Genomic DNA, 21,666 nt, shown 5'->3' with positions numbered 1-21,666 from the left:
ACTTCCCGGCGTAGACTCCAACTGGTTTTAATTTGAAACCACTTATGGACTAACCCATGCGCGACACAAACCCTCCCCTCACGACAGCCCTCCCCCCTACCCTCGTCTGGCTGTTCGCCTGCGCAGCCGGCCTCAGCGTGGCCAATGTGTATTACGCCCAGCCTTTACTCGCCACCCTGGCGCATGAATTCGGCATGACGGACGCCGCCAGCGGCATGGTCATCACGGCCACGCAGCTCGGCTGCGCGCTGGCCCTGCTGCTGCTGGTGCCCCTGGGCGACATGCTGAACCGGCGCCGCCTGACCCTGTTCCAGCTGGGCTTGCTTGCCATCACCCTGGCGGCGCTGGGCTGCGCCCGTTCCACGGCCGCCTTGCTGGGTGGCATGCTGCTGGTGGGCTTGCTGGGCACGGCCATGACGCAGGGCTTGATCGCCTATGCGGCCAGCGCGGCGGCCAGCCACGAGCGGGGCAGAGTCGTCGGCATGGCGCAGGGCGGCGTGGTGATCGGCTTGCTGCTGGCGCGCACCCTGTCCGGCGTGGTGGCCGATCTGGCCGACTGGCGCGCCGTGTATTTCGTCTCGGCGGCCATCGCTTGCGCCCTGCTGTTGCTGCTGTGGCGCAAGCTGCCGCCAGCGCAGCCATCCAATCAGAAGCTGGCCTACGGCGCGCTGCTCGCCTCGATGCTGGACATGCTGCTGCATAACAAGGTGTTGCGCGTGCGCGGCATGCTGGCGCTGCTGATGTTTGCCGTCTTCAATATTTTCTGGAGCGCCCTGGTGCTGCCACTGACTGAGCAAGGCTATACGCACGCGGCCATCGGCGCGTTTGGCCTGGTCGGCGTGATCGGTGCGCTGGGCGCGGCGCGTGCGGGAGCATTGGCCGACAAGGGCCGCGCGCAGTGGACGACGGGCGCGGCGCTGCTATTGCTGCTGGCCGCTTGGCTGCCGCTCGGCTTTGCCGGCACGGCCCTGTGGCCCCTGGTCATCGGCATCATCGCGCTGGACCTGGCGGGCCAGGCCATCCACGTAACGAACCAGAGCCTGATTTTCAAGCAGGACAGCGACGCGCACAGCCGCCTGGTGGCGTGCTACATGCTGTTTTATGCGGTGGGAAGCGGTGTGGGAGCGATTGCCGCCACCAGCGCGTATGCGCTGGCGGGCTGGCATGCGGTATGCGCGCTGGGCGCGGCGGTCAGCTTGCTCGCCCTGCTGTTCTGGCGGCTGACCTTGCCTATCGAAAAATAGGACTTAATTGAGCAGGGCCGTGGCGGAGCCGTGACGATACGTCTTCAGTGCATCGGGCTGGATCTGGATCAGCGAACCGCTGACTTTAATCAGGTGCAAGTCCGTCAACTGATGCAGCACGCGCGACAGGGTGGCGGGCGCCAGGTTCAGGAATGATGCCAGCAGACTTTTCTTCAAGTCCAGCTTGACCTCGTTCGAACGCTGCTGGTCCGATGCCTGCAGCAGGTACTCGACCACGCGCTGGGTGGCGTTTTGCACGGAGCAGCGTTCCACGTTGCGGATAAAACCCATCAGGTGGTGCGACAGGCTGTTCATCATCTGGCGTGCGATACGCGGCGACTGGTCCAGCAGGCGCAGCAGCGCGTGCGGCGGGATGCGCAGCAGCAGGCAGTGCTCCAGCGCTTCGGCGCAGAACGGGTACGGTTCATCGAGGAAAATCATGGCTTCGCCGAAGCTCTGGCCCGGACGGATCAGTTCCAGTACCTTGTCGGTACCTTCCATGGAAAACACGCTCAGCTTGACGAGGCCGAAGACCACCACATAGGCGCCTTCCGGCACTTCGCCCTTGCGGAACAGCACTTTGCCTTTTTCCACTTCGACGCGCACGACATCCTGGCGCAATTGTTCTAATTGCGAAGGGGAAATATGGCGGAACAGAGCCTGGCTCGATAGCAAGCCATCGACGTTGACCTTATGCATGACACTCTCTTATTAGATTAGCGAATGACTAAGAGTGTAATGCGCAGGCATCGTCAAGGCCATACGTCAAAGGAACTAGGGTTGTCTAGGCCGGAACGCCATGCAGATCAAACAATCGCGCATTCCTTGCGAACTATTTGCGCTTTGTTTGATCTTTATTTGCTTAACTCACGCTCGACGGCGTAGACGGCGATCTGCACGCGGCTGCTGAGCTTAAGCTTTTTGAGGATGTTTTGCACGTGGATTTTCACCGTGCTTTCGGCCACATCCAGCTGGCGCGCGATTTCCTTGTTGCTCAGCCCTTGCGCCAGGCAAGCCATGGCTTCGCGTTCGCGCGGCGTCAATTTGTCGTAGTCGGCCTGGGGCGCGTTCTGCCCCGCGCGAAATTGCGACACCAGCTTGGCCGTCATGGCGTCGGCAATCACGGACTCACCGGCGGCGGCGCGGCAGATGGCCTGGCCCAGCTGCTCGGCTTCTATATTTTTCAGCAAGTAGCCGCGTGCGCCAGCGCGCAGGGCCGCGCCCAGGTCGGCCGCGTTTTCCGACACGGTCAGCATCAGCACCACCATCTGCGGCATGTCCTGCAAGATCAGTTGCAGCGCTTCGACGCCCGTTACGCCGGGCATGTTCAAGTCCATCAGCACCACGTCGGGCAGCAGCTCGGCCGTCAGGCGCACGCCGTCGAGTCCGTTCGATGCCTCGCCCACCACCTGGAATAGAGGATTGCGCTGCAACAGCAGCTTGACGCCGCTGCGCAGCAAGGTGTGGTCGTCGACCAGCAGGATTTTGATTGGAGCGTTCACGTATTTGTATCTTTTACCTGGTAAGAATGAATCTTCTGTTACGCGGCCTGGCGCCGGGCTGCCGGCAAGGCCAGCGAGATCGTCGTGCCGCCGCCGGGCGTGCTGTCGATGGCAAATTGCGCACCGAGCCGCTCGGCCCGTTCCTGCATGATACGCAAGCCGATCTGCAATTCCGTTTTCTTGTCGCGCAGGTTGGCGGCGAAGCCTTCGCCATCGTCGCGCACCTGCAGCGCAAAATCGCGCCCGTTGACCACGCGCAGGGCCACGTTGCTCGCCTGCGCGTGCTTGCGGATATTCGACAGTGCTTCCTGCACGATGAACAGGATCTGCAACTGCTGCTCCGGCGCCAGCGGCGCGCCATTGCCGCTCATGTCCAGGGTGCCGGCGACGCCCGTCTGCAGCTCGAACTTGGCCAGCACTTCGGACAGTTTGCTTTCCAGGTCGCTGCCATGCCAGCGCGTGCGGAAATTGACCAGCAATTCGCGCACATCCTGGTAGCTTTGTTCGACGCCCATGCGCATCAGCGGCAGCACTTCGGCCGCTTCGTCGAGCTGGCCCCGGCGCACGGAATCGTCGAGCATCTGGACTTGCAGGCTGATGAAATTGAGGCTTTGCGCAATGCTGTCATGCAAGCCTTCGGCCAGCAGGCTGCGTTCGCGCGCGACGGCAAATTCCTTCTCGCGCGCGATCAGGCGCTGGTTCTCAATGGCAATGCCCAGACTCTGGCCCAGCGTTTCCAGCCAGCCCTGCTGCTGCGCATGCACCGCTTGCGGGCCCGCGAAGTGCAGCGAAAAACTGCCCACCACCTGGTCGCGCGCGAGGATGGGAAAGACGGCGATGGCGATAAAACCTTCGTCCTGGCAGCGGAAGCGCTGCAGCGCATCGACCTGGCGGAAATCGCGGATCTGGATCACGCCCTGCGCCACGGCAGCGCCGCACAGGCAATCGTTATTGCGGATGCAATGTTCCTCTTCCACCATGGCGTCCGAAATGCCCTCATGCACGATGATGTGCACCGTATCGTTCTGCGGATCGAGGATGCGCACGGTACCGCCTTCGGCTTGCGCGAACTGCATCACGTGGTGCAGGAAGCCACGGCATAGCGCATCGATGGCGTGCTGTCCCGCCAGCAGGGTGGAAATCTCATGCAGGGTCGCCAGTTGACGTTCCTGCGCGGCGCTCAGGCCCGATGCGGCTTGCGCCAGGCGGCGCTGGCGCCAGCGCGACGCTGGAAGTTGTTTGCGGGAAGGTTGACTGCGCGGCGCATGCATGAAGAACTCGAATCTGAAAAGTGGGGCGCCCGGCAAGCGCTGCGGCCTGCCGGACAAACAAAGGTTACAAACGGATCTCGGTGCCGAGCAGCTTGACGAACTGCGCCAGCCAGGCCGGATGCGCGGGCCAGGCGGGGGCCGTGACGAACTGGCCATCGGTGACGGCGTCCGTGACGGCGATGTCGGCATACGTGCCGCCCGCCAATTTCACTTCCGGCGCGCAGGCAGGATAGGCGGAAATGCGCTTGCCACGGATGACATCGGCGGCGGCCAGCAATTGCGCGCCGTGGCACACGGCGGCGACCGGCTTGCCCGCTTCGGCAAAATGGCGTACGGCGGCGATGACTTTCTCGTTCAGGCGCAGGTATTCAGGCGCGCGGCCGCCGGCGATCATCACCGCGTCATAGTCGGCCGGATCGATCTCGTCGAAGCTGGCGTTCAGGGTGAACAAATGGCCCGGCTTTTCCGTGTAGGTCTGGTCGCCCTCGAAATCGTGGATGGCCGTCTTGATCGTCTCGCCGCTTTTCTTGCCGGGACAAACGGCATGCACGGTATGACCGAGCATCAGCAGGGCCTGGAATGGCACCATCGTTTCATAATCTTCTGCAAAATCGCCGGTCAAAAACAGAATTTTCTTCGCTGCCATTTAGTTCTCCTATGAAAGATTGATCGCGCAAGGCGTATCTTAGCGCGACTTGGCGACCATACTGGATATTTATCAAATTTTCGCGCCTTGATCGAGGATTTTACAGGCTGAGACAGAATTTCTTGCAGGCTCGCAGGTCAAACTCGGATACCCCTCCCTGAAAGCCTGGCCATGCACACCGCCACCAGCCCCCTACTTTCACCCGCCCTGGTCCGTATCTTCGACCATTTCAGCGATGCGCAGCAGGCCCGCAGCGCCCTGCTCGACTCTGGCTTCGCCGCGCACGCCGTGCAGCTCGACACAGTCGACGACGAAGCCGTGCCCATACAGGGCAAGGCCGCGTGGCGCGGCATGTTCCGCCTCGTCGTGGCCATCGGCACGCCACAAGAGCGCGAACGGGCGCACGCCATCGTGCAGGCCTGCAACGGCTGCGATATCGAACAGCGCACGGCCAGGCGTGCAGACACCGGTGCCGGCAAACACGCGCTGGCGGGCTGACACCCTCCCCTGCGCGGACAAACTATGGCAAGATCGAGCTTCCTTCATTCCACAGTGGAACTTGCCATGATTTATGAAATTGCCCACATCCAGATCAAATCAGCCACGCATGACGCCTTCGAAGCGGCCGTCGCCAAAGCCGTGCCCCTGTTCCAGCGCGCGCGCGGCTGCGAATCGATGCGCCTGGAGCACTCTATCGAAAATGGCGATGCCTACCGCCTGGTGGTCGGCTGGAGCACCCTGGAAGACCACACCGTGCATTTCCGCGGCAGCGACGACTTCCAGGCCTGGCGCGGCCTGGTGGGCGAATTCTTTGCCGCCCCGCCCCAGGTCGAGCACATGAACACGGTGGTCACGGGTTTCTGATACGGACGGGCGGCGCTGGCTGTTAACGCCCGCGCCGGCATCCTATACTGCCGGATGGTGAAACACCTGGCGCAAATACGCGAGGAAGGTTTCATCCTTGCACAAGGTCTTGCCCGGCGAATCCGACAATTTCGCCACCGACTGGCCATTGCAGCGCACCAGTTTCATGACGATGTTGAGCGGCGTCAAACCCACGTCGTTGGTCAGATTGGTGCCGATGCCGAAACCCGTCATGATGCGGTCGGCGAAATGCCGGTACAGGGCGAAGGCCTTGTCCAGGTCCAGGCCGTCGGAAAACACCAGGCGCTTGGTATTGGCGTCGATGCGCAGGGCCGCGTAATGCGCCAGCGCCTTCTCTCCCCATTCGACGGGGTCGCCCGAATCGTGGCGCAAGCCGTCGAACAGCTTGGCGAAATACAGGTCAAAGTCGGCCAAAAAGGCATCCATGCCCACCACGTCGGTCAGGGCGATGCCCAGGTCGCCGCGGTATTCCTGCACCCAGTCTTCCAGGGCCGCCTTTTGAAAGTCGCGCAAGCGCACGCCGAAGGACTGGAATGACTGCATGTATTCATGCGCCATGGTGCCGATCGGCACGATACCGAGCTTTTTCGCCAGGTACACATTCGACGTGCCCTTGAAATATTCGGGTACCTCATGCGCCAGCCGTTGCACCACTTCGTCGTGCCAGGCGCCGGAAAAGCGCCGGCGTACGCCGAAGTCGGAAAATTCAAACGGGTGCTTACGCCGCGGCAGCTTGCCGAATTCCTTGACGGCCGCCACTTTCAAGCCCAGGCGGTGGCGCCCTTCGCGCATGGCCGCATCGTGGTCGAAGCGGCGGAAATACAGTTCATTGATGATGTACAGCACGAAAATCTCGAAACCCATCACGTGCACCTGCGGCCCGGCCGCGTGCACCAGCAGGGTGTCACCGTCCGTGCTGACGTCGATGAACTTGCGCTGGAAGCGGAACACCGTCAAAAAGTCGACGAAATCGCTCTTCATGAAGCGCAGGGTACGCAAATAGGCCAGCTCGTCGTCGGCAAACGACATCGAGCACAGGTGGTCGAGCTGTTCTTCCAGCTCGCCCTTCAGCTCGGCCAGGGGAAAGGCGGTGGCGTTGCGGCAGACAAATTCGTATTCGGTATGGGTATTCGGATGACCGTGCAGCAATGCTTGCCACATTGTAAATTTATACAGATCGGTTTCCAGCAAACTGCGCACTATCGGGGTCATGTGTGTTTTCTCCAACTTCCTGAAGCCAGAATAGTACGCCACCGCAAGCATTTCAGCAGGGCACGCTCAACAATGGCTCAGGCCAGCGCATTGGCCAGCAACTCGGGCAAGACCTCGGCGGACGTGGCCAGCCGCGCGCCGCGCTCGTGCATGGCGGCCAGGAAGTCGCGCTGCTGCGCTGCGAAACCCGTGACGGGGCTCATGCAGTCCGTCAGCAGCACCAGGCGCGCCAGGGCCGGCTTGCCTTGCTGCGCTTGCAGATAGTCGGCGATATGTTCCGTGCTGGCTTTCACGCAGTGGCTGCCCGCCTCGCCCGTGACATACATCTGCTGCGCCGGCAGCAGGGTATCGAGGAAGGCGCGGTTCAGCTGGGTGGCCACATCCTGAGGATCGGGCACTTCCGCCATGACTGCCGAGTAGTGCTCGGTCCACGGATTGGAACCCTTGCTCAGCTTGGCGACCACTTGCAGCCGATCCACTTCCCAGGCGTTGTAGGCGGCGCGCACGGCCGCGTGGATATTCTGGCCCCAGCTGCCGATCTCGCAATGCACGGGCCACACCATCAATTGATAGCGCCCCGCTTGCTGCAAGGCATCGAGGTAGGCCAGCACACGCGGCAAGGCGCCGCTGGCGGCGGGCAGAAACAGGCGGTCGCGCACCTGCTGCGCGCTGATCTGCGTAAATGGCGCAACGGGGCCGCCATCGCCCGTGCGCCAGAAGGCGGGATGGGCGATGTCGTAGCGGTGGTGGGCGTCGAGGGTCACGCTGATCTGCGTCAGCCCGCCGCCCCCTTCACGGATCAGCTGCGCCACGCGCAGCATGTCGGCGTGGGCGCCGGGCACGGGCAGGGCCGGCGCCGCATCCTGCGGCAGCCAAGAGGGAGGTAAATCGCAAAAATCGTTTTGCGGATCGATGACGAGCAGGTGCAGCTGGCGTTTCATGGCATTCCTCGTGCGTGGCGGGTATTGCATGATAATGGCAACATCACCATCACGCCAATCCGGGAGCCGCCATGAACCTTCTCAAGCGCAACAACTTGCGTCCGAACAAATTACTCAACAGCAAATGGACGGCCGTCACGCCAGCCAACAAGGAAAAACACTTCCTCGTTATCAAGCTATGCGCAGCCGCCACGCCCGATGAGCCCGTCACGCACGTGGAACTGGAGGCCGTGCATTCCGGCCGCGTGCAGCTCCTGCCATGGCGCGCGCTGCAGGACGCGGCGCAATGGCATCAGGGATGGAAGACATAGCGGCGCCGGCGCCGCTCGACCAGCTTGACGGCCACCTCGCCCGCTTCCGCCATGGCGTCCGCTTCCGTGGTAAACGGGTGGTCGGCCGACACCCGGCGCTTGCGCAGCAGATTCACCCGGTGCATGGGGTTGGACGAGGGGGCATAGATGGCGACGTACGCGCCCCATAGTTTGCAGCCCCGCAAGCGCTCTGCCGTGTAATTCACTTCATAAAAATCAACATACTTTATCGGCACGATGTGCGCTCCAAAAATGACATGGCCGGACAGCTTGTCTCTACGGACTGACGCGGTGAGGGTAAAACCATGCGCTCGCGATTGCTCAGGATACTCAATTCGGCTCTCTTTTTATCACGCGGCACAGGAGAAAAGGATGAATGACGACATCATCTGCATGCATGACGACACACAAGCATTTGCTTGCAACGGCCAGGCCGGTGCAGGCACACTTGTCGGGCTATCTACTTGTGCAAGCCGAAAGTATAGACGATGCGAAAAAATTATTGCAGGGCAACACTGTACTGAACGCGGGTAGCACGCTGGAAATCCGCGCACTACCGCGCGACTGACGCGGCGTGGCTGGCACCTATTTTCCTGCCTCGGCGGCGGCATGCATGGACCAGACGACGCTGAGGATTTTCCATTCGCCATCGCGCTTGACCATTTGCCACGCTTCCACGCCATAGTTGGACAATGTGTCGCCGACGAAGAATTCATAGTCGAAGTTGACCCACGCCACATGGCGGTCCTGGGTGATCTTGACGTTGTAGAATTTTTCTTCCGTGCGCTGCGGTTCGCGCTGGATGAAGTTGGCGAAACCGACATAGCCGGCCACCGCGACGCCGTCGAAGTGGACGTCCGTCGTGTCGCGCATTTTCTTGATGAAACCGTCGTCTGCCGGCGAGGCGAACAGGATGTTTGTGTGCAGCATCAGCGACGACAGCAGCTTGACATCCTTGGCGATCAGGGCCGCCTGGAAGTCGGCGACGACTTTTTCGATGGCGCGCATATCTTCGGGCGTGGAGGCGTGGCGGCCCACGTGGGCTGGCGCCGCTGGCGCAGTGTGCGCTGGCGCCATGCCTGCCGCCAGCAGGGAACATCCGAATAGTACTGCGCTTGCCAACTTGTGCATGAGGGACTTTCATGGCGAACCGCTCGCCGGGCTGGCACGGGGCGTGCCGCCGGCAAGCTTATGTCAACCATGGTAGATTGGCAACCCCTCTGAAGGCCTGATTCAGGCGGCCAGGGCTTCGATCGAGGCGCGGCCCTTGGCGATCGCGCTGGCGACGGCTTCCTCGCCCATGGCCACGCCTTCGGCCTGCACGAACTCGATGTCGGTGATGCCGATGAAGCCCAGCGCCGTGCGCAGATAGGTGCTCAGGTAGTCATACGCGGCGCCCGGGCCTGCGCTGTAGACGCCGCCGCTGGCCGTGAAAATAAGCGCTTTCTTGCCCGTGGCCAGGCCGACGGGCCCCGTCGCCGTGTACTGGAAAGTACGGCCCGCGCGCGCCACGTGGTCGATCCACGCCTTCAGGGTCGAAGGCACGGAAAAGTTGTACATGGGCGCGGCCAGCACCAGCACGTCGGCGGCCAGCAATTCGTCGACCAGGGTATCGGACAGCTGCACGGCGGCGACCGCTTGCGCGCTGCGCTGCTCTGCCGGGGTGAAGAAGGCGCCCATCACCTCCTCCGTCAGGTGCGGCACGGGCTGCGCGGCCAGGTCGCGTTCGACCACGCTGGCGCCTTGCGCGGCCAGTTTCGCCACGAATTCGCCGGACAATTGGCGCGACAGGGAACCGCTGTTGCGCACGCTGCTATTGATGTACAAGACCTTGCTCATGAATTGCTCCTGTGGAAATGGATGAGGGGATGGGCCACGTCGCAGCCCTTGCACACAGCATAGTTCGGGTCTACCATCGATGAAACCGTATAAATATCAATGGTTAGCATCGAATTTTTAGATAGGGAGTTTCCATGAGAGAACCGGGCCAGCCTTCGCTCGACCAGTTGCGCGTGTTTGTCGCCGTCATCGACGCGGGCGGCTTCGCCCATGCGGCGCGCCAGTTGCACCGCACGCAATCGGTGATCAGCTACACCATCGCCAACCTGGAAGAACAACTGAATGTGGTGCTGCTCGACCGCGGCAAGCGCAAGCCCACCCTGACGGACGCGGGCAAGGCCCTGCTGGCCGATGCGCGCGCCGTGGCCCTGAAAGTCGATGGCATGCGCGCGCGCGCCAAGGCGCTGGCCGGCGGGCTGGAGGCGGAAGTGTCGGTGGTGGTCGACGTGATGTTCCCCACCTGCGTGCTGGTGCGCGTTCTTGAAGCCTTCCAGGCGCAGTTCCCCACCGTCGCCCTGCGCCTGCGCATCGAAGCCATGGGCGCCGTGGCGCAGCTGGTGATGGATGGCAGCTGCCACATCGGCCTCGGTGGCTGGATGACGGCCACGGCCAGCGTCTTCGAGCGCCTGGCCGTCGGTCACGTGCGCCTGATTCCCGTGGCCGCGCCCAGTCACGCCCTGGCGCAGCTGGAAGGCCCGATCGCCTCCAACGTGGCGCGTGAACACGTGCAGCTGGTGCTCAGCGACCGCAGCGACCTGACGCAGGGCCAGGATTTCGGCGTGCTGGGATTGCGCAACTGGCGCCTGGGCGACCTCGGTTCCAAGCACGCCTTGCTGCGCGCGGGTCTGGGCTGGGGCAACATGCCAGAAGCGATGGTGCGCGAAGATTTGACGCAGGGACGGCTGGTGCACCTGCCGCTGGCCGTCGACAAGGGCGAGAATTATCCGATTTATTTGATCCAGCGCGCCGACACGCCGCCCGGGCAGGCGGGCAAGTGGCTCACCGAGCGCTTTGCGGAGCAGCTGCCGCTGCTGGAACAAGTCTTTTAGATGCACGCGCGGGCAGGTATCATGCGTGGGCAAGCCCCAAACAACTGCTGGGGTCAGACCCTGCGGGATCGCAACCCGTCCCATTGGGACGGGTTGCCCCCGATTTCAGACACAACCTTGAAGAGATTCACCATGGCCGGTATCGACGACTTCGTCAACAAACAGAAACCTGGCGCGCGCTTCGTCATCACGGCGCAGATGCTGCGCATGACGCCGCAACAGTTCGACAGCGTGGCGCTGGAATGGATGGAAGACGGCGGCCCCGGCTTCGACGTGGCCGGCATCCCGCACCGGGTGGTCATCGACGGGCAGTTTTATATCGGCAGGATCACCGTGCAGCGGCACGGCGAGCCGGCCTGAGGGCTACTCGACGCCCAGCACGTGCAGGCGGCGGCGCAAGCGCGCCACTTCTTCCGACAGATCGACCACCAGCGCGGCCAGTTCGGCGTTCGCATCGAACACGGATTCGATTTCGTGCAAGCGGCGCGCGCGCACCAGATCCAGGCTGGTAAAGCGCCAGGCCGTCAGTTGCCCCTCCGGCGGGCCATTTTGCAGCAGCACGCCCGTCTGCACATGCCGCACCACCCAGTCCGGCTCCACGGCGCAGGCGCGCGCCAGTTCCTCCAGGCTCAGGGCACGATCTTCGAGCAGTTCGCCAATTACCTTGTTTGTCATGATTTACCCTCCCAGCTTCTGGCGCGGATTGAAAGCCATCTCGCGCGCCATGGTTGCATACAATTCGCGCGCCTTGTCATCGTTCGCCGGCGGCAGCACCACTTCCAGCAGCAGATACAGGTCGCCCGGCTGGGCGGCGGGAATACCGCGCCCCTTCAGGCGCAGCTTGCGCCCCGTCTGCGAATTGGGCGGCACCGTGACGGCCACCGTGCCCGATGGCGTGGGCACGGCAATTTCGCCGCCCAACGCCGCTTCCCATGGCGTCACGGGCACCGTCTCGAACACGTCGCGCCCTTCCACCTTGTAGCGCGCATCGGGCTGAAAGCGGATTTCCAGATACAGGTCGCCAGCGGGCGCGCCGCCGCTGCCGGGATTGCCCTGCCCCTTCATGCGCAGCTGCTGGCCCTCCGTGACGCCTTTCGGTATCGTCACTTCGAGCGTGCGCTCGCGCGTCACCACATGGCCTTGCGCGTCCGCTTCGGGCACGCGCATGACGATGTGGCGCTTGGCGCCATGGTAGCTGTCGTGCAAATCGATGGTGATGGCGGCGTGGCTGTCTTCGCCCTGCATCTGGAAACTGCCGCCGGCGCGGCGGCGCCCGCCCACGTGGGCAAACAGGTCGGCAAAGAAGTCGCTGTCGTCGGCGCCCGACGATTCGTAACCCGAACCCCAGTCCGGCGGCGGCCGGAAGGGCTGGCCCTGCGCACCCTGGTTGCGGCCCAGTTCATCGTAGGCGGCGCGCTTTTCCGCGTCGCCCAGCACGCCGTAGGCCTCATTCAGGGCCTTGGTGCGCTTGTCCGCATCCGGTTCCTTGCTCACGTCGGGGTGGTATTTGCGTACCAGCTTGCGGTACGCCTTCTTGATCTCGGCCTCGGTCGCCGTCTTTTCGACGCCAAGTTCCTTGTAGTAGTCCTTGTATTCCACCGTGCTTGCTCCCCATGGTTGAACTGCCTATGGGAAGAGTACACGAATTGACTGTGACATAGCGTGCGCACAATACAACAGCGCCCGCGAAACATGAGGCACGCGGGCGCTGGAAGGGAAGGCCGAAACGCCTAGCGCACGCGGCGCAGCGAGGAAATGCGGCGGTCGAGGCCACCGTGCAGGCGGCCATAGCTGCCTGGCCCCATCACCACGCAGCGACCACGGAAGTTGGCATCGACGCAGAACTCCCAGCGGCCGTAATTGACGACGATCGATTCGGCGCGGTCGTTGAAGCCATAGCGGCTCAAGTCGCGCACTTCTCGGTCCAGGCGCACGGGCCGGCCGCGCATGCCGGCGTCAGGAAACATCAGCACGGCGCCATTCATGTCGGGACGGTGTCCGCCGCCATGGCCTGGATAACCGGGATGAGGACGCTCCGGCTCCGGACGCGGAGGACGCGGCGGATAGGGACGGTGATCGGGGCGGTGGTCGCCGCCGCCATGGCCCGGGCGTCCCGCTTCGCGCACGGAGGAAATGGCGTCGTTCATGCCCGGCATGCTGTCGTAGCGCCCCGGCCCGAAGGTACGGCAGTTGCCCCGGTAGTTGGCATCCTTGCACACTTCCCAGGTGCCCGAGCGCACGATGACGCTGGACGTCTTGTCGTTAAAGCCCATGCGCGACAAATCGCCCGCGTCGGAACGCAGTGTGACGGGGCGACCGCGGAAACCGGCGTCCTCGAACAAGGTGATTTCGCCCGCGGATGCGACAAGGGGGGCGAGGAAGGTGGCCGCGCACAGCAGCGCGGGCCGGAAAGATCGAACCATGACAACTCCAATACTGATTACATTTTCGCCAGTGTAGTCCAGGCGGCAGGCGGCGAGTGTAACAAAGGGCAAGCAAATGTCAGCGCTTGGCAGCGAATGTAAAAATCGCCCGGCGGGATCAACCCGGCAGGCGGCCTGTCAGCATGTGTGCTGGAGAAAATCAGCGCACGCGGCGCAGCGAGGAAATCTGGTTTTCCATGTTGTTCAGGCGACCGTATTCGCCCGGCCCGATCACTTCGCAGCGGCCACGGAAGTTCGAATCGCTGCACACTTCCCACTGGCCCTCGTTGACGACGATGGACGAGGCGCGGTCATTGAAGTTGTGGCGTACCAGGTCTTCCGCATTGCGGTCCAGCGCCAGCGGTTCGCCGCGCATCCCCGCTTCGGGGAACAGCAGGACGGCGCCGCGCTGCTGGTACTGCGGCTGCTGCTGCTCGTATTGCGGCCGCTGGTACTGTTGATCGTACTGCTGTTGGCGACGCGCTTCGCGCTCGTCGACCATGCGCGCCGACGACACGCGCCCATCGAGGCCACGCCCCAGGTCATCGTGGCGGCCGGGGCCGAAGATGCGGCAGGTGCCCTGGTAGTTCGAATCGCTGCACAGCTGCCAGTAGCCGTTGTGGATGACGATGCTGGTGGTGCGGTCATTGAAACCGATGCCGACGAAATCGTCCGTATCGCGGTTCAGGCGCGCCGAGCCGCCATTCTGTCCCGCGCCCGAATACACTTCCAGCGTGCCGCCACGGCCATAGCCGCCATTGCCACGGTCTGGATCACGTCCCGGGCGGCCCGGATTGTAGCCATCGCCGCGGCCCGATTCGCGCACCGACGTGATGGCGTCGTTCATGCCCGGCATCGAGCGGTATTCGCCCGGCCCCAGGGTACGGCAATTGCCGCGAAAACCGGAGTCCGTGCACACATCCCACGTACCCGAACGTACCATGATGCTCGACGCCTTGTCATTGAAACCCATGTGCGACAAATCGTCCGTCGTCTCGCGCAGGTTCACTGCGCGGCCGCGGAAATTGTCGTCTTCGAACAAGGTGATATCGCCCGCATGGGCGCTTGCATGCGCCCCCAGCGAAAGCAGCAAGGTCGCCGCGCATGCCAGCGTGTGTTTGAAAGGGCCCGTCATGATTAACTCCATTCTTCATTCTTTGGTGATGATTTGCCTGGCCAAAAGGGCAGGATGCCATTGTAACAAGTGCCAGCTCGCGCGGAAGGCCATCGACGCTTTTCAAAGTCGGTCAGGGCAAAGGCAAGTGATCGACATGACAACTGCTGTCAGTGTAGCCATCCGTAGAAAAAACGGTGTAACAAAGTATGGGAAAAGCACAATAAATTGTTACTAAAAGCAATCACAGGTCGCGCGAGGCCTGTGCTTGCCATTTGCCTGGTATCAAAGCACAGCGATCAACGTACGCCCGGGCGCCAGGGGCGCCGCGTCGGACAAGCACGGCGAATGCCGGTAGAATCTCATGTTTAGTCAAGCTTGCCACCCATGCCACACACGACCTCGTTCACCCTGCCCGCCGTCCGCACCGAAGTATCTTCATTATGGAAGCTGGCCTGGCCTATCCTGATCGGCCAGCTGGCCACCGTCGGCATGGGCGCTGCCGACGTGGCGATGACGGGGCATACGAATCCCGAGGAACTGGCGGCCGTGTCGCTGGGCGCGGCCATCTGGTCCATCGTGCTGGTCACCGTGAGCGGCATCATGATGGCGATCAATACCCTGGTGGCGCATGAAATCGGCGCCGCGCGCCACGACCAGGTGCCGCACATCGTGCGCCAGTCGCTGTGGAAGGCGCTGTTCGTCGGCCTGGTGGCCTGCCTGCTGACGAACATGGCGGCGCTGGTGTTCGACCACCTGATGCTCGAACCTGCCGTGGCGGCCAAGGCCAAGCTGTTCGTGCACATCATCAGCTGCGCGCTGCCGCCGTTCGCCGCCTACCGCGCGCTGTACGGCTACAGCACCAGCATCAACCAGACCAAGCCCGTGATGGTCATCGCGCTGGCCGCGCTGGCGCTCAACATTCTCGTCAACTACCTGCTGATCTACGGCCACTGGGGCATGCCGAAGATGGGCGGCGTGGGCTGCGCCGTGGCCACCACCTGCTGCGTGTGGATGATGCTGCTGGCCATGCTGGCCTGGATCAGGATCGCGCCCGCCTACCACGCCACGTATCCCTTCACGCACTGGGAATGGCCGCAGCCATCGTCCATCGGCCCCATGCTGCGCCTGGGCCTGCCCATCGGCGTGACCTACTTTGCCGAAGTGAGCGCCTTTGGCGTCATCAGCCTGCTGGTGGCGCGCTTCGGCGTGATCCAGGTGTCGGCGCACCAGATCGCGCTCAATTTCTCGTCCGTCGTCTTCATGGTGCCGCTCACGTTCGGCATCGCGCTGGTGACGCGCGTGGGCCATGCCGTGGGCGAAGCCAATCTGCGCCGCGCGCGCTTCATTTCGTGGGTGGGCGTGGCCATGTCGCTCACGGCGGCCATCGTCTCGGCCACTCTCATCACCGTGTTCCGCCACCAGATCGCGCAAGCCTATACGTCCGACCCGCAGGTGCAGGCGCTGTGCGCGCAGCTGCTGCTGTTCGCCGCCCTGTTCCAGCTGTCCGACGCCACGCAAGTGGCGACGTCCTGCGCGATTCGCGGCTACAAGGTGACGCGCCAGCCGATGCTGATCCAGCTGCTGGCGTTCTGGGGTTTCTCGCTGCCGATCGGCTATGTGCTGGGCCTCGCGCCGCAAGGCTTCATCTGGTCGCCGGCCGAACCGATGGCCGCCGCCGGCTTCTGGATCGGCCTCGTCACGGGCCTGACGGTGGCCGCCGTGCTGCTGACCTGGTATCTGAACCGGCTGTCGCTGCAGCGCCTGCGCACGGCGCATTGAACACAGGGCGGCGCGCAATTTATGCGTGCCGTCCTTCCTGCTTCGCCATACAAAGCGTCACCGTCCCACACTTTGCGCCAAAGTAAAGAAGGCAATTGCCGGATTATTCCGTGGCTGACCCTATCGCATTAAACGCCGTGCTCTGGTATCGTTTGCCGTCAAGCATCTGCTTGATCATCCCTTTACCATCACCGAGACATCCATGCGTTTTATTCTTTGTTTTCTGGCCGCGATGGCCAGCGTTCCCGCATCGGCTGAAAAGCTGACCCTGGAACGCATCCATGCCGATCCGGCGCTGGCCGGCCCCGGCGTGCGCAACCTGAAGGTCTCGCCCGACGGCGAGCGCGTCACGTTCCTGCGCGGCCGCGCCGACAACCAGTTCCAGCTCGACCTGTGGGAATTCAAGCTGAAGGACAAGAGCACGCACCGCCTGGTCGACTCGAAGGCGCTGGTGCCGAATGAAACGATTTCGCCCGAAGAGCAGGCGCGCCGCGAACGCGAGCGCACGGCCAGCCTGAACGGCATTCTCAGCTACAGCTGGTCGCCCGATGGCAAGCAGCTGCTGGTGCCGCTGGCCGGCAATCTGTACCTGGTCGATGCGGCCCACCCGGACAAGGCACGCCTGGTCGCCAAGGGCAATGTGCTGGACCCGAAAATTTCGCCGAAAGGCCGCTACGTCTCGTTCGTGCGCGACCAGAATATTTATGTCATCGACCTGAAGTCGGGCCAGGAACGCCAGCTCACCACCGATGGCAAAGGTACGATCCGCAACGGCGAAGCCGAATTCGTGGCGCAGGAAGAAATGGGCCAGCGCACCGGCTACTACTGGGCCCCCGACGATTCCGCCATCGCCTACAAACGCTATGACGAAGCACCGGTGCCCGTCGTGCGCCGCTTCGAAATCTTCGCCGACCGCACCGACGTCGTCGAACAGCGCTACCCTGCCGCCGGCGACCCGAACGTGCTGGTGCAGCTGCTGATCGTCTCGCCGGAAACGGGCGCGCAGCGCCAGGTGGACCTGGGCACCAACCCGGATATCTACCTGGTGCGTGCCGACTGGAGTGCGGACAGCAAGTCGCTGGTATACCAGCGCCAGTCGCGCGACCAGAAGACCCTCGATCTGGTGGCTGTCGATGCAGCCACCCTGGCGCAGCGCACCCTGCTGACGGAAACGTCGACAACCTGGGTCAGCATCCATGACGACCTGCGCTTCCTGTCGAACGGCACCTTCCTCTGGTCGTCCGAGCGCACGGGCCGCAACCATCTGTATTTATACGACATGAGCGGCAAGCTGCTGCACCCTGTCACGTCGGGCGCATGGGGCATCGACAGCGTGCTGGCCGTGAACCAGAAAAGCGGCAAGGTCTTCGTCGCGTCGAACCGCGACGCCGTGATCGACAAGCAGACCTACGCCCTGGCCCTCGATGGCAGCACGGCCGACAAGCCGCAGCGCGTGACGAAAGCCGATGGCTGGCACGACACGACGTTCTCGCGCAATGGCGAAGTGTTCGTCGACACGTATTCCGACCCGGCCACGCCGCCGCAGGTGAGCATCCGCCGCCCGGACGGCGCCATGGTGGGCTGGCTGGAAGAAAACGCGCTCAACGCCAGCCACCCGTATTTCAAGTACAAGGCCGACCACCTGCCGACGGAATATGGCACCCTGAAAGCCAACGATGGCCAGACCTTGCACTATTCGATCGTCAAGCCGTCGAACTTCGACGCGACCAAACGCTATCCCGTCTACCTGTCGACGTATGGCGGCCCGCATTCGCAGCACGTGGCGCGCCGCTGGGGCAACAACTTCGACCAGTACATGGCGCAGCAGGGCTTTGTCGTCTTCCGCCTCGATAACCGGGGTTCCTCGCGCCGCGAGCGCGCCTTCACGGACGCCATCTATCACAACCTCGGTGCCGCCGAAGTGGCCGATCAACTGGTCGGCATCGACTGGCTGGGCAAGCAAAGCTTCGTCGACGCGAAACGCATCGGCGTATTCGGCTGGAGCTACGGCGGCTTCATGACCCTGCGTCTGCTGTCCGCAGCATCCGACAAGATCGCCATGGGCGTCTCGGTGGCGCCCGTGACCGACTGGTCGCTGTACGACACCCACTACACGGAACAATTCCTCGGCATGCCGAAGGAAAACGTGGATGGCTACAAGGCCAGCACGGTGTTCGCCCACCTCGACGGCTTGAAGTCGCCGCTGCTGCTGGTGCACGGCATGGCCGACGACAACGTCTTGTTCAGCAACAGCACGCGCCTGATCGACGCGCTGGTGAACCGCGGCGTGCAATTCGACCTGATGACGTATCCGGGCGCCAAGCACGGCATCTCGTCGCGCGCAGGCCAGCGCCACGTGTACAAGAAAATCGAGATGTTCTTCAAGCAAAACCTGATGAAGCCAGCACAGTAAGCTTGCGCTGCATCCAATAAAAAACCGCCGCCTGTCTTGCGACAGGCGGCGGTTTTTTTACATTCGTGCTGCCAGAATTATGGCTTGCGCGTGATGGTTTCCACTGCGTCTTTCACATCGCCAACCTTCTTCTGCACTTTGCCTTCGACCTGGTTTGCCAGGCCTTTGGCTTGCTGTTCTTCGCTGCCGACGACTTTGCCAGCGGCTTCCTGGATTTTACCGCCGACTTCCTTCAGTTTACCTTCGACTTGATCTTTGTTCATGATAAATCCTCACTGTAGTTGGTACATCTGTTGTCCAGCCCGCGAAGGCCGGTACTGCGGCTCACACGCTGCTTGTTGCGTGTCGATGTGTCCATAGTACGCAGTGGAGATCAAAGGCTCTGTACGGTTCCTAACACAGTACCAATATCATCGATCAGGCCGTCAAATCCTTGCGCCAGACGGTGGCCAGCCACGGCTGCTGTTCGCGCGGCAAGCCGGGCGGACGGTAGTACTGCTCGACCAGGGTAAAACCGGCGGCCTGCACGAACGCGGCCCACGTCGCTTCGTCGTGGTAGCTGCCGTAGCGCGCACCATTCCAGCCTTCCTGGTTCTGCCCGCGCGGATTCGAGCTGAACAGTACTCCTCCGGGCTTCAGGCAGGCATACAGGGCGCGCAGCACGCCGGGCAAGGCGGCGCTGGGCACGTGGAACAGCACGGCATTCGCGAACACGCCGTCGAAGTGCGCGGCGGGCAGGTCGAGGTCGACGAAATCCTGCTGCCACACGGTGCAGCCGCTGTAGGCGCGCGCCATCTCGACGAAGCGGGGGCAGCCATCGACGCCCGTGGCGTGGTGGCCCATGGCCGTGAACGCCTTCAGGTCGCGGCCCGGGCCGCAACCGAGGTCGAGGATCGCCAACGGCGCCGGCTTGCCGATGGCCCCCAGCAGCGCGGCGATGTTCTGGCTGACATCGTGCTCGCGCGTGCCTTCGAAAAACTGCTCGGCGCTGGCATCGTAATGAGCCAGCGTGCGCCCCGTGATGGCATGGATGGGGTCTTGCGGATCTTGCTGCGGGGTCGGTTTCATGGCGCTCCTGTCATCGATGGGCGCATTTTACGCTGCCGGCCGGCTCCCCGTCCGGCAGCGCTCATGGCTACCAGACGCGCACACGCTGTTGCGGCGCCAGGTACAGCTGCTGCCCCGGCTGGACGTCGAAAGCCCGATACCAGGCGTCGAGGTTGCGCACGGTGGCGGCGCAGCCGAGCGTCGCCGCGCGCCACGCGTTATTGCCCTTGGCAACATCGGCCGAATCTTCGCGGCTGGCGTGACTGGCGGCAATCTGCTGCTCCAGCGCAAACACGCGCGCGGCGCGGCCCGCCGCATCGCTGTAGCCGGCCTGCCGGAGCGTGGCGGCGATATGCGCCTGGTAGCCCGTGCGCAAGCTCTCGCCCAGCGCGCGGGCCAGGCCCGCCTGGTCGCGTATGCCATTGATCTTGCTCAATAGTGGCTTGATCGGCGCCCAGCCTTTCGCTTCGATAGCCGCTTCATCCATCCAGGAACGGTAAAAATCGCTAACCTGGCGCGCGGATGCCTCCGCCTGCGGCGCAGCCGCCAGGCCGTCGACGAGGCCGATGATGCGCTCGTTGGTCGCGTTGGCGAGGATGGCGAACGAGCCCCGGCTGCTGCGGTCGGCGGGAATCTGCGTGCCGCGCAGCCAGTCGCCATTCACGTAGTCATAGAAGTCGTCACCAGGCAAGACTTTGACGGGGACAGCGGCAGTGGCGCCGGCGGGCCTGGGCCGGTAAACCGGCCAGCGAGGCGCCGGCCAGGGCGAGGACGATGGCAGCCTGGACTGGCGTGCGGGACCAGGGGAAACGCAAACCGTGCATGGCGATCCTTTCACTGAAAACAAGCAAAATCATAGCCTGAAATCCTGCCTTTTTGGGGTCAGAAAACCGCCTCCAAACTTTCTTGCATGCGGACAAAAAATCAGCTTATAGTTGAACGACCCCGTGCCGCGTGTACGCCAAAGGAGATTGCCATGCAACTGGAAGCGCTGTTCCAGCAACCCCACGCCCTGCCTGTCGCCCCGAAGATCGTCAATGAACTGGTGCGCAGTTTCGACAACCCCGCCATTGCCACCGAAGACATCGCGCGCCAGCTGGGAGCGGACCCGGTGCTGAGCGCCAAGCTGCTGCGGCTGGCCAACTCGGCCTATTACCACGTCTCGCGCAGCGTCGGCACGGTGGAAGACGCCGTGCTGATGCTCGGTTTTGTGACCGTGCGCACCCTCGTCATCAGCTCGGGCCTGGTCAGCGGCTACAAGACCGTGCCCGGCCTGAATCTGCCGCAGTTCTGGCGCTACAGCCTGCACAGCGCCGTGTCGGCCCGCTGGATCGCCAGACAGACGGGCGACAACCAGGACCTGGCGTTCACCGTCGGCATGATGCATGCGATCGGACAACTGGTGATCCATGCCGCCATGCCCGAGCAAGCCATGCAGCTCGACAAGATCGCGCCGCCGCTCGATGCGCGCCGGCTCGGTGCGGAACGCGTGTCGCTGGGCTATGACTATGCGCAAGTGGGCGCCGAACTGACGCGCCGCTGGAAGTTCCCTGCCACCTTTGCCGATGCCATCGCCGCCTTTCCCGATCCGTTGGCCAAGGCGCCCTTGAACCGCCTGGCCGCCATCGTGCACCTGGCCTCCTGGCGCGCGCGCGTCGAGGAAAATGCGTTGAGCACGGAAGAAATCATCGCCTGCTACCCGAATGAAGTGGCTGAAGCGCTCGGTTTGCCGCCGTCCGTGCTGGTGGACAGGATGCCACCGCCTGCCGAACTGAGCGCGGGACTGGAAGAACTCGTCAAATAAACAGATCGCGGCCGGAATCGTCCCCCCAGGATCCATGCGGGTTTTGCGGGCGATTCCGGCGGCCAGCCAAAACCATGCACATTATTTTTACTTTTTTTTCAAAAACACCCTAAAGTTCCCGCTGAACCTGCCGCTAATCTGGACAAGCGGTAATCCATTCACTAGTTACGGGTGTGCTCATGA

27 protein-coding genes are annotated in these 21,666 nt (G+C 63.1%); 10 read left to right on the top strand and 17 right to left on the bottom strand.

Annotated elements, in window-relative coordinates:
* Positions 1-56 precede the first annotated feature (56 nt).
* Positions 57-1,244 (top strand): MFS transporter, encoded by a 1,188-nt coding sequence (locus C8C92_RS07715; RefSeq protein ID WP_116743446.1) that lies wholly within the window; start codon positions 57-59, stop codon positions 1,242-1,244.
* Positions 1,245-1,247: 3 nt separating this feature from the next.
* Here the strand turns inward: C8C92_RS07715 and C8C92_RS07710 are convergent, their stop codons facing one another.
* From C8C92_RS07710 to C8C92_RS07695, 4 genes are all read right to left on the bottom strand, one after another.
* Complete coding sequence (locus tag C8C92_RS07710; protein WP_099760312.1) at positions 1,248-1,943, bottom strand: Crp/Fnr family transcriptional regulator; 696 nt, start codon at positions 1,941-1,943, stop codon at positions 1,248-1,250.
* 155 nt (positions 1,944-2,098) lie between these two features.
* Positions 2,099-2,746, bottom strand: a complete 648-nt coding sequence (locus tag C8C92_RS07705; protein ID WP_099760313.1) for a response regulator — start codon at positions 2,744-2,746, stop codon at positions 2,099-2,101.
* A gap of 38 nt (positions 2,747-2,784) precedes the next feature.
* Positions 2,785-4,017 carry a GAF domain-containing protein gene (locus C8C92_RS07700; protein WP_116743445.1) on the bottom strand — a complete coding sequence of 411 codons (1,233 nt, stop codon included), beginning with the start codon at positions 4,015-4,017 and terminating at the stop codon, positions 2,785-2,787.
* Between the two features lie 64 nt (positions 4,018-4,081).
* On the bottom strand, positions 4,082-4,663 hold the full coding sequence (locus C8C92_RS07695; RefSeq protein ID WP_099378854.1) for a DJ-1/PfpI family protein: 582 nt from the start codon (positions 4,661-4,663) through the stop codon (positions 4,082-4,084).
* 171 nt (positions 4,664-4,834) lie between these two features.
* Here C8C92_RS07695 and C8C92_RS07690 point away from each other — a divergent pair, with 171 nt between their 5' ends.
* Together C8C92_RS07690 and C8C92_RS07685 are read left to right on the top strand one after the other, a co-directional pair.
* Positions 4,835-5,161 (top strand): hypothetical protein, encoded by a 327-nt coding sequence (locus C8C92_RS07690; protein WP_116743444.1) that lies wholly within the window; start codon positions 4,835-4,837, stop codon positions 5,159-5,161.
* 66 nt (positions 5,162-5,227) lie between these two features.
* Positions 5,228-5,527: an antibiotic biosynthesis monooxygenase family protein gene (locus tag C8C92_RS07685; RefSeq protein WP_116743443.1), complete on the top strand. Its 300-nt coding sequence runs from the start codon at positions 5,228-5,230 to the stop codon at positions 5,525-5,527.
* 42 nt (positions 5,528-5,569) lie between these two features.
* Here C8C92_RS07685 and pncB read toward each other — a convergent pair whose 3' ends face one another.
* Together pncB and C8C92_RS07675 are read right to left on the bottom strand one after the other, a co-directional pair.
* On the bottom strand, positions 5,570-6,760 hold the full coding sequence (gene pncB, locus C8C92_RS07680) for a nicotinate phosphoribosyltransferase (protein ID WP_099760317.1): 1,191 nt from the start codon (positions 6,758-6,760) through the stop codon (positions 5,570-5,572).
* Between the two features lie 77 nt (positions 6,761-6,837).
* Entirely contained in the window at positions 6,838-7,701 is an 864-nt protein-coding gene (locus C8C92_RS07675) for a cysteine hydrolase (RefSeq protein ID WP_116743442.1), read from the bottom strand.
* A gap of 71 nt (positions 7,702-7,772) precedes the next feature.
* Between C8C92_RS07675 and C8C92_RS07670 the strand changes: the two genes are divergently transcribed.
* Positions 7,773-8,012 (top strand): TIGR02450 family Trp-rich protein, encoded by a 240-nt coding sequence (locus C8C92_RS07670; RefSeq protein WP_116743441.1) that lies wholly within the window; start codon positions 7,773-7,775, stop codon positions 8,010-8,012.
* On the opposite strand, the gene C8C92_RS07665 is transcribed toward C8C92_RS07670, so the two are convergent.
* Entirely contained in the window at positions 7,994-8,248 is a 255-nt protein-coding gene (locus C8C92_RS07665) for a hypothetical protein (RefSeq protein ID WP_099760320.1), read from the bottom strand. The two genes, C8C92_RS07670 and C8C92_RS07665, sit on opposite strands and share 19 nt — an antisense overlap.
* Before the next feature lie 140 nt (positions 8,249-8,388).
* Here C8C92_RS07665 and C8C92_RS27175 point away from each other — a divergent pair, with 140 nt between their 5' ends.
* Positions 8,389-8,580: a hypothetical protein gene (locus tag C8C92_RS27175; protein WP_133250711.1), complete on the top strand. Its 192-nt coding sequence runs from the start codon at positions 8,389-8,391 to the stop codon at positions 8,578-8,580.
* A 17-nt stretch (positions 8,581-8,597) separates the two neighbouring features.
* Here C8C92_RS27175 and C8C92_RS07660 read toward each other — a convergent pair whose 3' ends face one another.
* Positions 8,598-9,089 (bottom strand): nuclear transport factor 2 family protein, encoded by a 492-nt coding sequence (locus C8C92_RS07660; RefSeq protein ID WP_165829325.1) that lies wholly within the window; start codon positions 9,087-9,089, stop codon positions 8,598-8,600.
* Between the two features lie 156 nt (positions 9,090-9,245).
* Positions 9,246-9,851, bottom strand: a complete 606-nt coding sequence (locus tag C8C92_RS07655; RefSeq protein WP_099760322.1) for an FMN-dependent NADH-azoreductase — start codon at positions 9,849-9,851, stop codon at positions 9,246-9,248.
* Between the two features lie 134 nt (positions 9,852-9,985).
* Here C8C92_RS07655 and C8C92_RS07650 point away from each other — a divergent pair, with 134 nt between their 5' ends.
* Positions 9,986-10,900, top strand: a complete 915-nt coding sequence (locus tag C8C92_RS07650; protein WP_116743440.1) for a LysR family transcriptional regulator — start codon at positions 9,986-9,988, stop codon at positions 10,898-10,900.
* A gap of 132 nt (positions 10,901-11,032) precedes the next feature.
* Positions 11,033-11,260 (top strand): hypothetical protein, encoded by a 228-nt coding sequence (locus C8C92_RS07645; protein WP_099760324.1) that lies wholly within the window; start codon positions 11,033-11,035, stop codon positions 11,258-11,260.
* Between the two features lie 3 nt (positions 11,261-11,263).
* Here the strand turns inward: C8C92_RS07645 and C8C92_RS07640 are convergent, their stop codons facing one another.
* The 4 genes from C8C92_RS07640 to C8C92_RS07625 all read right to left on the bottom strand — a co-directional run bounded on the left by C8C92_RS07640 (position 11,264) and on the right by C8C92_RS07625 (position 14,458).
* Complete coding sequence (locus tag C8C92_RS07640) at positions 11,264-11,575, bottom strand: MerR family transcriptional regulator (RefSeq protein ID WP_099760325.1); 312 nt, start codon at positions 11,573-11,575, stop codon at positions 11,264-11,266.
* A gap of 3 nt (positions 11,576-11,578) precedes the next feature.
* Entirely contained in the window at positions 11,579-12,499 is a 921-nt protein-coding gene (locus tag C8C92_RS07635; RefSeq protein WP_099760326.1) for a DnaJ C-terminal domain-containing protein, read from the bottom strand.
* Between the two features lie 131 nt (positions 12,500-12,630).
* A complete protein-coding gene (locus C8C92_RS07630) occupies positions 12,631-13,323 on the bottom strand; it encodes a beta/gamma crystallin-related protein (protein ID WP_116743439.1) in 693 nt (230 codons plus the stop codon).
* Positions 13,324-13,483: 160 nt separating this feature from the next.
* On the bottom strand, positions 13,484-14,458 hold the full coding sequence (locus C8C92_RS07625) for a beta/gamma crystallin-related protein (protein ID WP_165829323.1): 975 nt from the start codon (positions 14,456-14,458) through the stop codon (positions 13,484-13,486).
* Between the two features lie 366 nt (positions 14,459-14,824).
* Here C8C92_RS07625 and C8C92_RS07620 point away from each other — a divergent pair, with 366 nt between their 5' ends.
* Positions 14,825-16,219, top strand: a complete 1,395-nt coding sequence (locus C8C92_RS07620) for an MATE family efflux transporter (RefSeq protein ID WP_116743437.1) — start codon at positions 14,825-14,827, stop codon at positions 16,217-16,219.
* Between the two features lie 202 nt (positions 16,220-16,421).
* Entirely contained in the window at positions 16,422-18,632 is a 2,211-nt protein-coding gene (locus tag C8C92_RS07615; protein WP_116743436.1) for a S9 family peptidase, read from the top strand.
* A 77-nt stretch (positions 18,633-18,709) separates the two neighbouring features.
* Here the strand turns inward: C8C92_RS07615 and C8C92_RS07610 are convergent, their stop codons facing one another.
* From C8C92_RS07610 to C8C92_RS27410, 4 genes are all read right to left on the bottom strand, one after another.
* The gene (locus tag C8C92_RS07610; protein WP_116743435.1) at positions 18,710-18,895 is read right to left on the bottom strand and encodes a CsbD family protein; all 186 of its coding nucleotides are present in this window, start codon (positions 18,893-18,895) and stop codon (positions 18,710-18,712) included.
* Between the two features lie 154 nt (positions 18,896-19,049).
* Positions 19,050-19,700 (bottom strand): class I SAM-dependent methyltransferase, encoded by a 651-nt coding sequence (locus tag C8C92_RS07605; protein WP_116743434.1) that lies wholly within the window; start codon positions 19,698-19,700, stop codon positions 19,050-19,052.
* 67 nt (positions 19,701-19,767) lie between these two features.
* Positions 19,768-20,370: a M13 family metallopeptidase N-terminal domain-containing protein gene (locus tag C8C92_RS07600; RefSeq protein WP_165829321.1), complete on the bottom strand. Its 603-nt coding sequence runs from the start codon at positions 20,368-20,370 to the stop codon at positions 19,768-19,770.
* Positions 20,360-20,503, bottom strand: a complete 144-nt coding sequence (locus tag C8C92_RS27410; RefSeq protein WP_165829319.1) for a hypothetical protein — start codon at positions 20,501-20,503, stop codon at positions 20,360-20,362. The genes C8C92_RS07600 and C8C92_RS27410 overlap by 11 nt, the downstream gene beginning before the upstream one ends.
* A gap of 152 nt (positions 20,504-20,655) precedes the next feature.
* Here C8C92_RS27410 and C8C92_RS07595 point away from each other — a divergent pair, with 152 nt between their 5' ends.
* On the top strand, positions 20,656-21,483 hold the full coding sequence (locus tag C8C92_RS07595) for an HDOD domain-containing protein (protein WP_116743432.1): 828 nt from the start codon (positions 20,656-20,658) through the stop codon (positions 21,481-21,483).
* The last annotated feature ends 183 nt before the right edge of the window (positions 21,484-21,666 follow it).

The sequence above is a fragment of the Janthinobacterium sp. 78 genome, assembly GCF_003096775.1.
GTDB classification, from domain to species: domain Bacteria; phylum Pseudomonadota; class Gammaproteobacteria; order Burkholderiales; family Burkholderiaceae_D; genus Janthinobacterium; species Janthinobacterium tructae.
This window is presented reverse-complemented; position numbering and strand designations above follow the sequence as displayed.

What these genes read in the sequence shown, in the direction of transcription:
- C8C92_RS07715 (WP_116743446.1), top strand. Translation starts at nt 57, where the DNA reads ATGCGCGACACAAACCCTCCCCTCACGACAGCCCTCCCCCCTACCCTC.
- C8C92_RS07710 (WP_099760312.1), bottom strand. Translation starts at nt 1,943, where the DNA reads ATGCATAAGGTCAACGTCGATGGCTTGCTATCGAGCCAGGCTCTGTTC.
- C8C92_RS07700 (WP_116743445.1), bottom strand. Translation starts at nt 4,017, where the DNA reads ATGCATGCGCCGCGCAGTCAACCTTCCCGCAAACAACTTCCAGCGTCG.
- C8C92_RS07695 (WP_099378854.1), bottom strand. Translation starts at nt 4,663, where the DNA reads ATGGCAGCGAAGAAAATTCTGTTTTTGACCGGCGATTTTGCAGAAGAT.
- C8C92_RS07690 (WP_116743444.1), top strand. Translation starts at nt 4,835, where the DNA reads ATGCACACCGCCACCAGCCCCCTACTTTCACCCGCCCTGGTCCGTATC.
- C8C92_RS07685 (WP_116743443.1), top strand. Translation starts at nt 5,228, where the DNA reads ATGATTTATGAAATTGCCCACATCCAGATCAAATCAGCCACGCATGAC.
- pncB (WP_099760317.1), bottom strand. Translation starts at nt 6,760, where the DNA reads ATGACCCCGATAGTGCGCAGTTTGCTGGAAACCGATCTGTATAAATTT.
- C8C92_RS07675 (WP_116743442.1), bottom strand. Translation starts at nt 7,701, where the DNA reads ATGAAACGCCAGCTGCACCTGCTCGTCATCGATCCGCAAAACGATTTT.
- C8C92_RS07670 (WP_116743441.1), top strand. Translation starts at nt 7,773, where the DNA reads ATGAACCTTCTCAAGCGCAACAACTTGCGTCCGAACAAATTACTCAAC.
- C8C92_RS27175 (WP_133250711.1), top strand. Translation starts at nt 8,389, where the DNA reads ATGACGACATCATCTGCATGCATGACGACACACAAGCATTTGCTTGCA.
- C8C92_RS07660 (WP_165829325.1), bottom strand. Translation starts at nt 9,089, where the DNA reads ATGGCGCCAGCGCACACTGCGCCAGCGGCGCCAGCCCACGTGGGCCGC.
- C8C92_RS07655 (WP_099760322.1), bottom strand. Translation starts at nt 9,851, where the DNA reads ATGAGCAAGGTCTTGTACATCAATAGCAGCGTGCGCAACAGCGGTTCC.
- C8C92_RS07650 (WP_116743440.1), top strand. Translation starts at nt 9,986, where the DNA reads ATGAGAGAACCGGGCCAGCCTTCGCTCGACCAGTTGCGCGTGTTTGTC.
- C8C92_RS07645 (WP_099760324.1), top strand. Translation starts at nt 11,033, where the DNA reads ATGGCCGGTATCGACGACTTCGTCAACAAACAGAAACCTGGCGCGCGC.
- C8C92_RS07640 (WP_099760325.1), bottom strand. Translation starts at nt 11,575, where the DNA reads ATGACAAACAAGGTAATTGGCGAACTGCTCGAAGATCGTGCCCTGAGC.
- C8C92_RS07630 (WP_116743439.1), bottom strand. Translation starts at nt 13,323, where the DNA reads ATGGTTCGATCTTTCCGGCCCGCGCTGCTGTGCGCGGCCACCTTCCTC.
- C8C92_RS07625 (WP_165829323.1), bottom strand. Translation starts at nt 14,458, where the DNA reads ATGACGGGCCCTTTCAAACACACGCTGGCATGCGCGGCGACCTTGCTG.
- C8C92_RS07620 (WP_116743437.1), top strand. Translation starts at nt 14,825, where the DNA reads ATGCCACACACGACCTCGTTCACCCTGCCCGCCGTCCGCACCGAAGTA.
- C8C92_RS07615 (WP_116743436.1), top strand. Translation starts at nt 16,422, where the DNA reads ATGCGTTTTATTCTTTGTTTTCTGGCCGCGATGGCCAGCGTTCCCGCA.
- C8C92_RS07610 (WP_116743435.1), bottom strand. Translation starts at nt 18,895, where the DNA reads ATGAACAAAGATCAAGTCGAAGGTAAACTGAAGGAAGTCGGCGGTAAA.
- C8C92_RS07605 (WP_116743434.1), bottom strand. Translation starts at nt 19,700, where the DNA reads ATGAAACCGACCCCGCAGCAAGATCCGCAAGACCCCATCCATGCCATC.
- C8C92_RS27410 (WP_165829319.1), bottom strand. Translation starts at nt 20,503, where the DNA reads ATGCACGGTTTGCGTTTCCCCTGGTCCCGCACGCCAGTCCAGGCTGCC.
- C8C92_RS07595 (WP_116743432.1), top strand. Translation starts at nt 20,656, where the DNA reads ATGCAACTGGAAGCGCTGTTCCAGCAACCCCACGCCCTGCCTGTCGCC.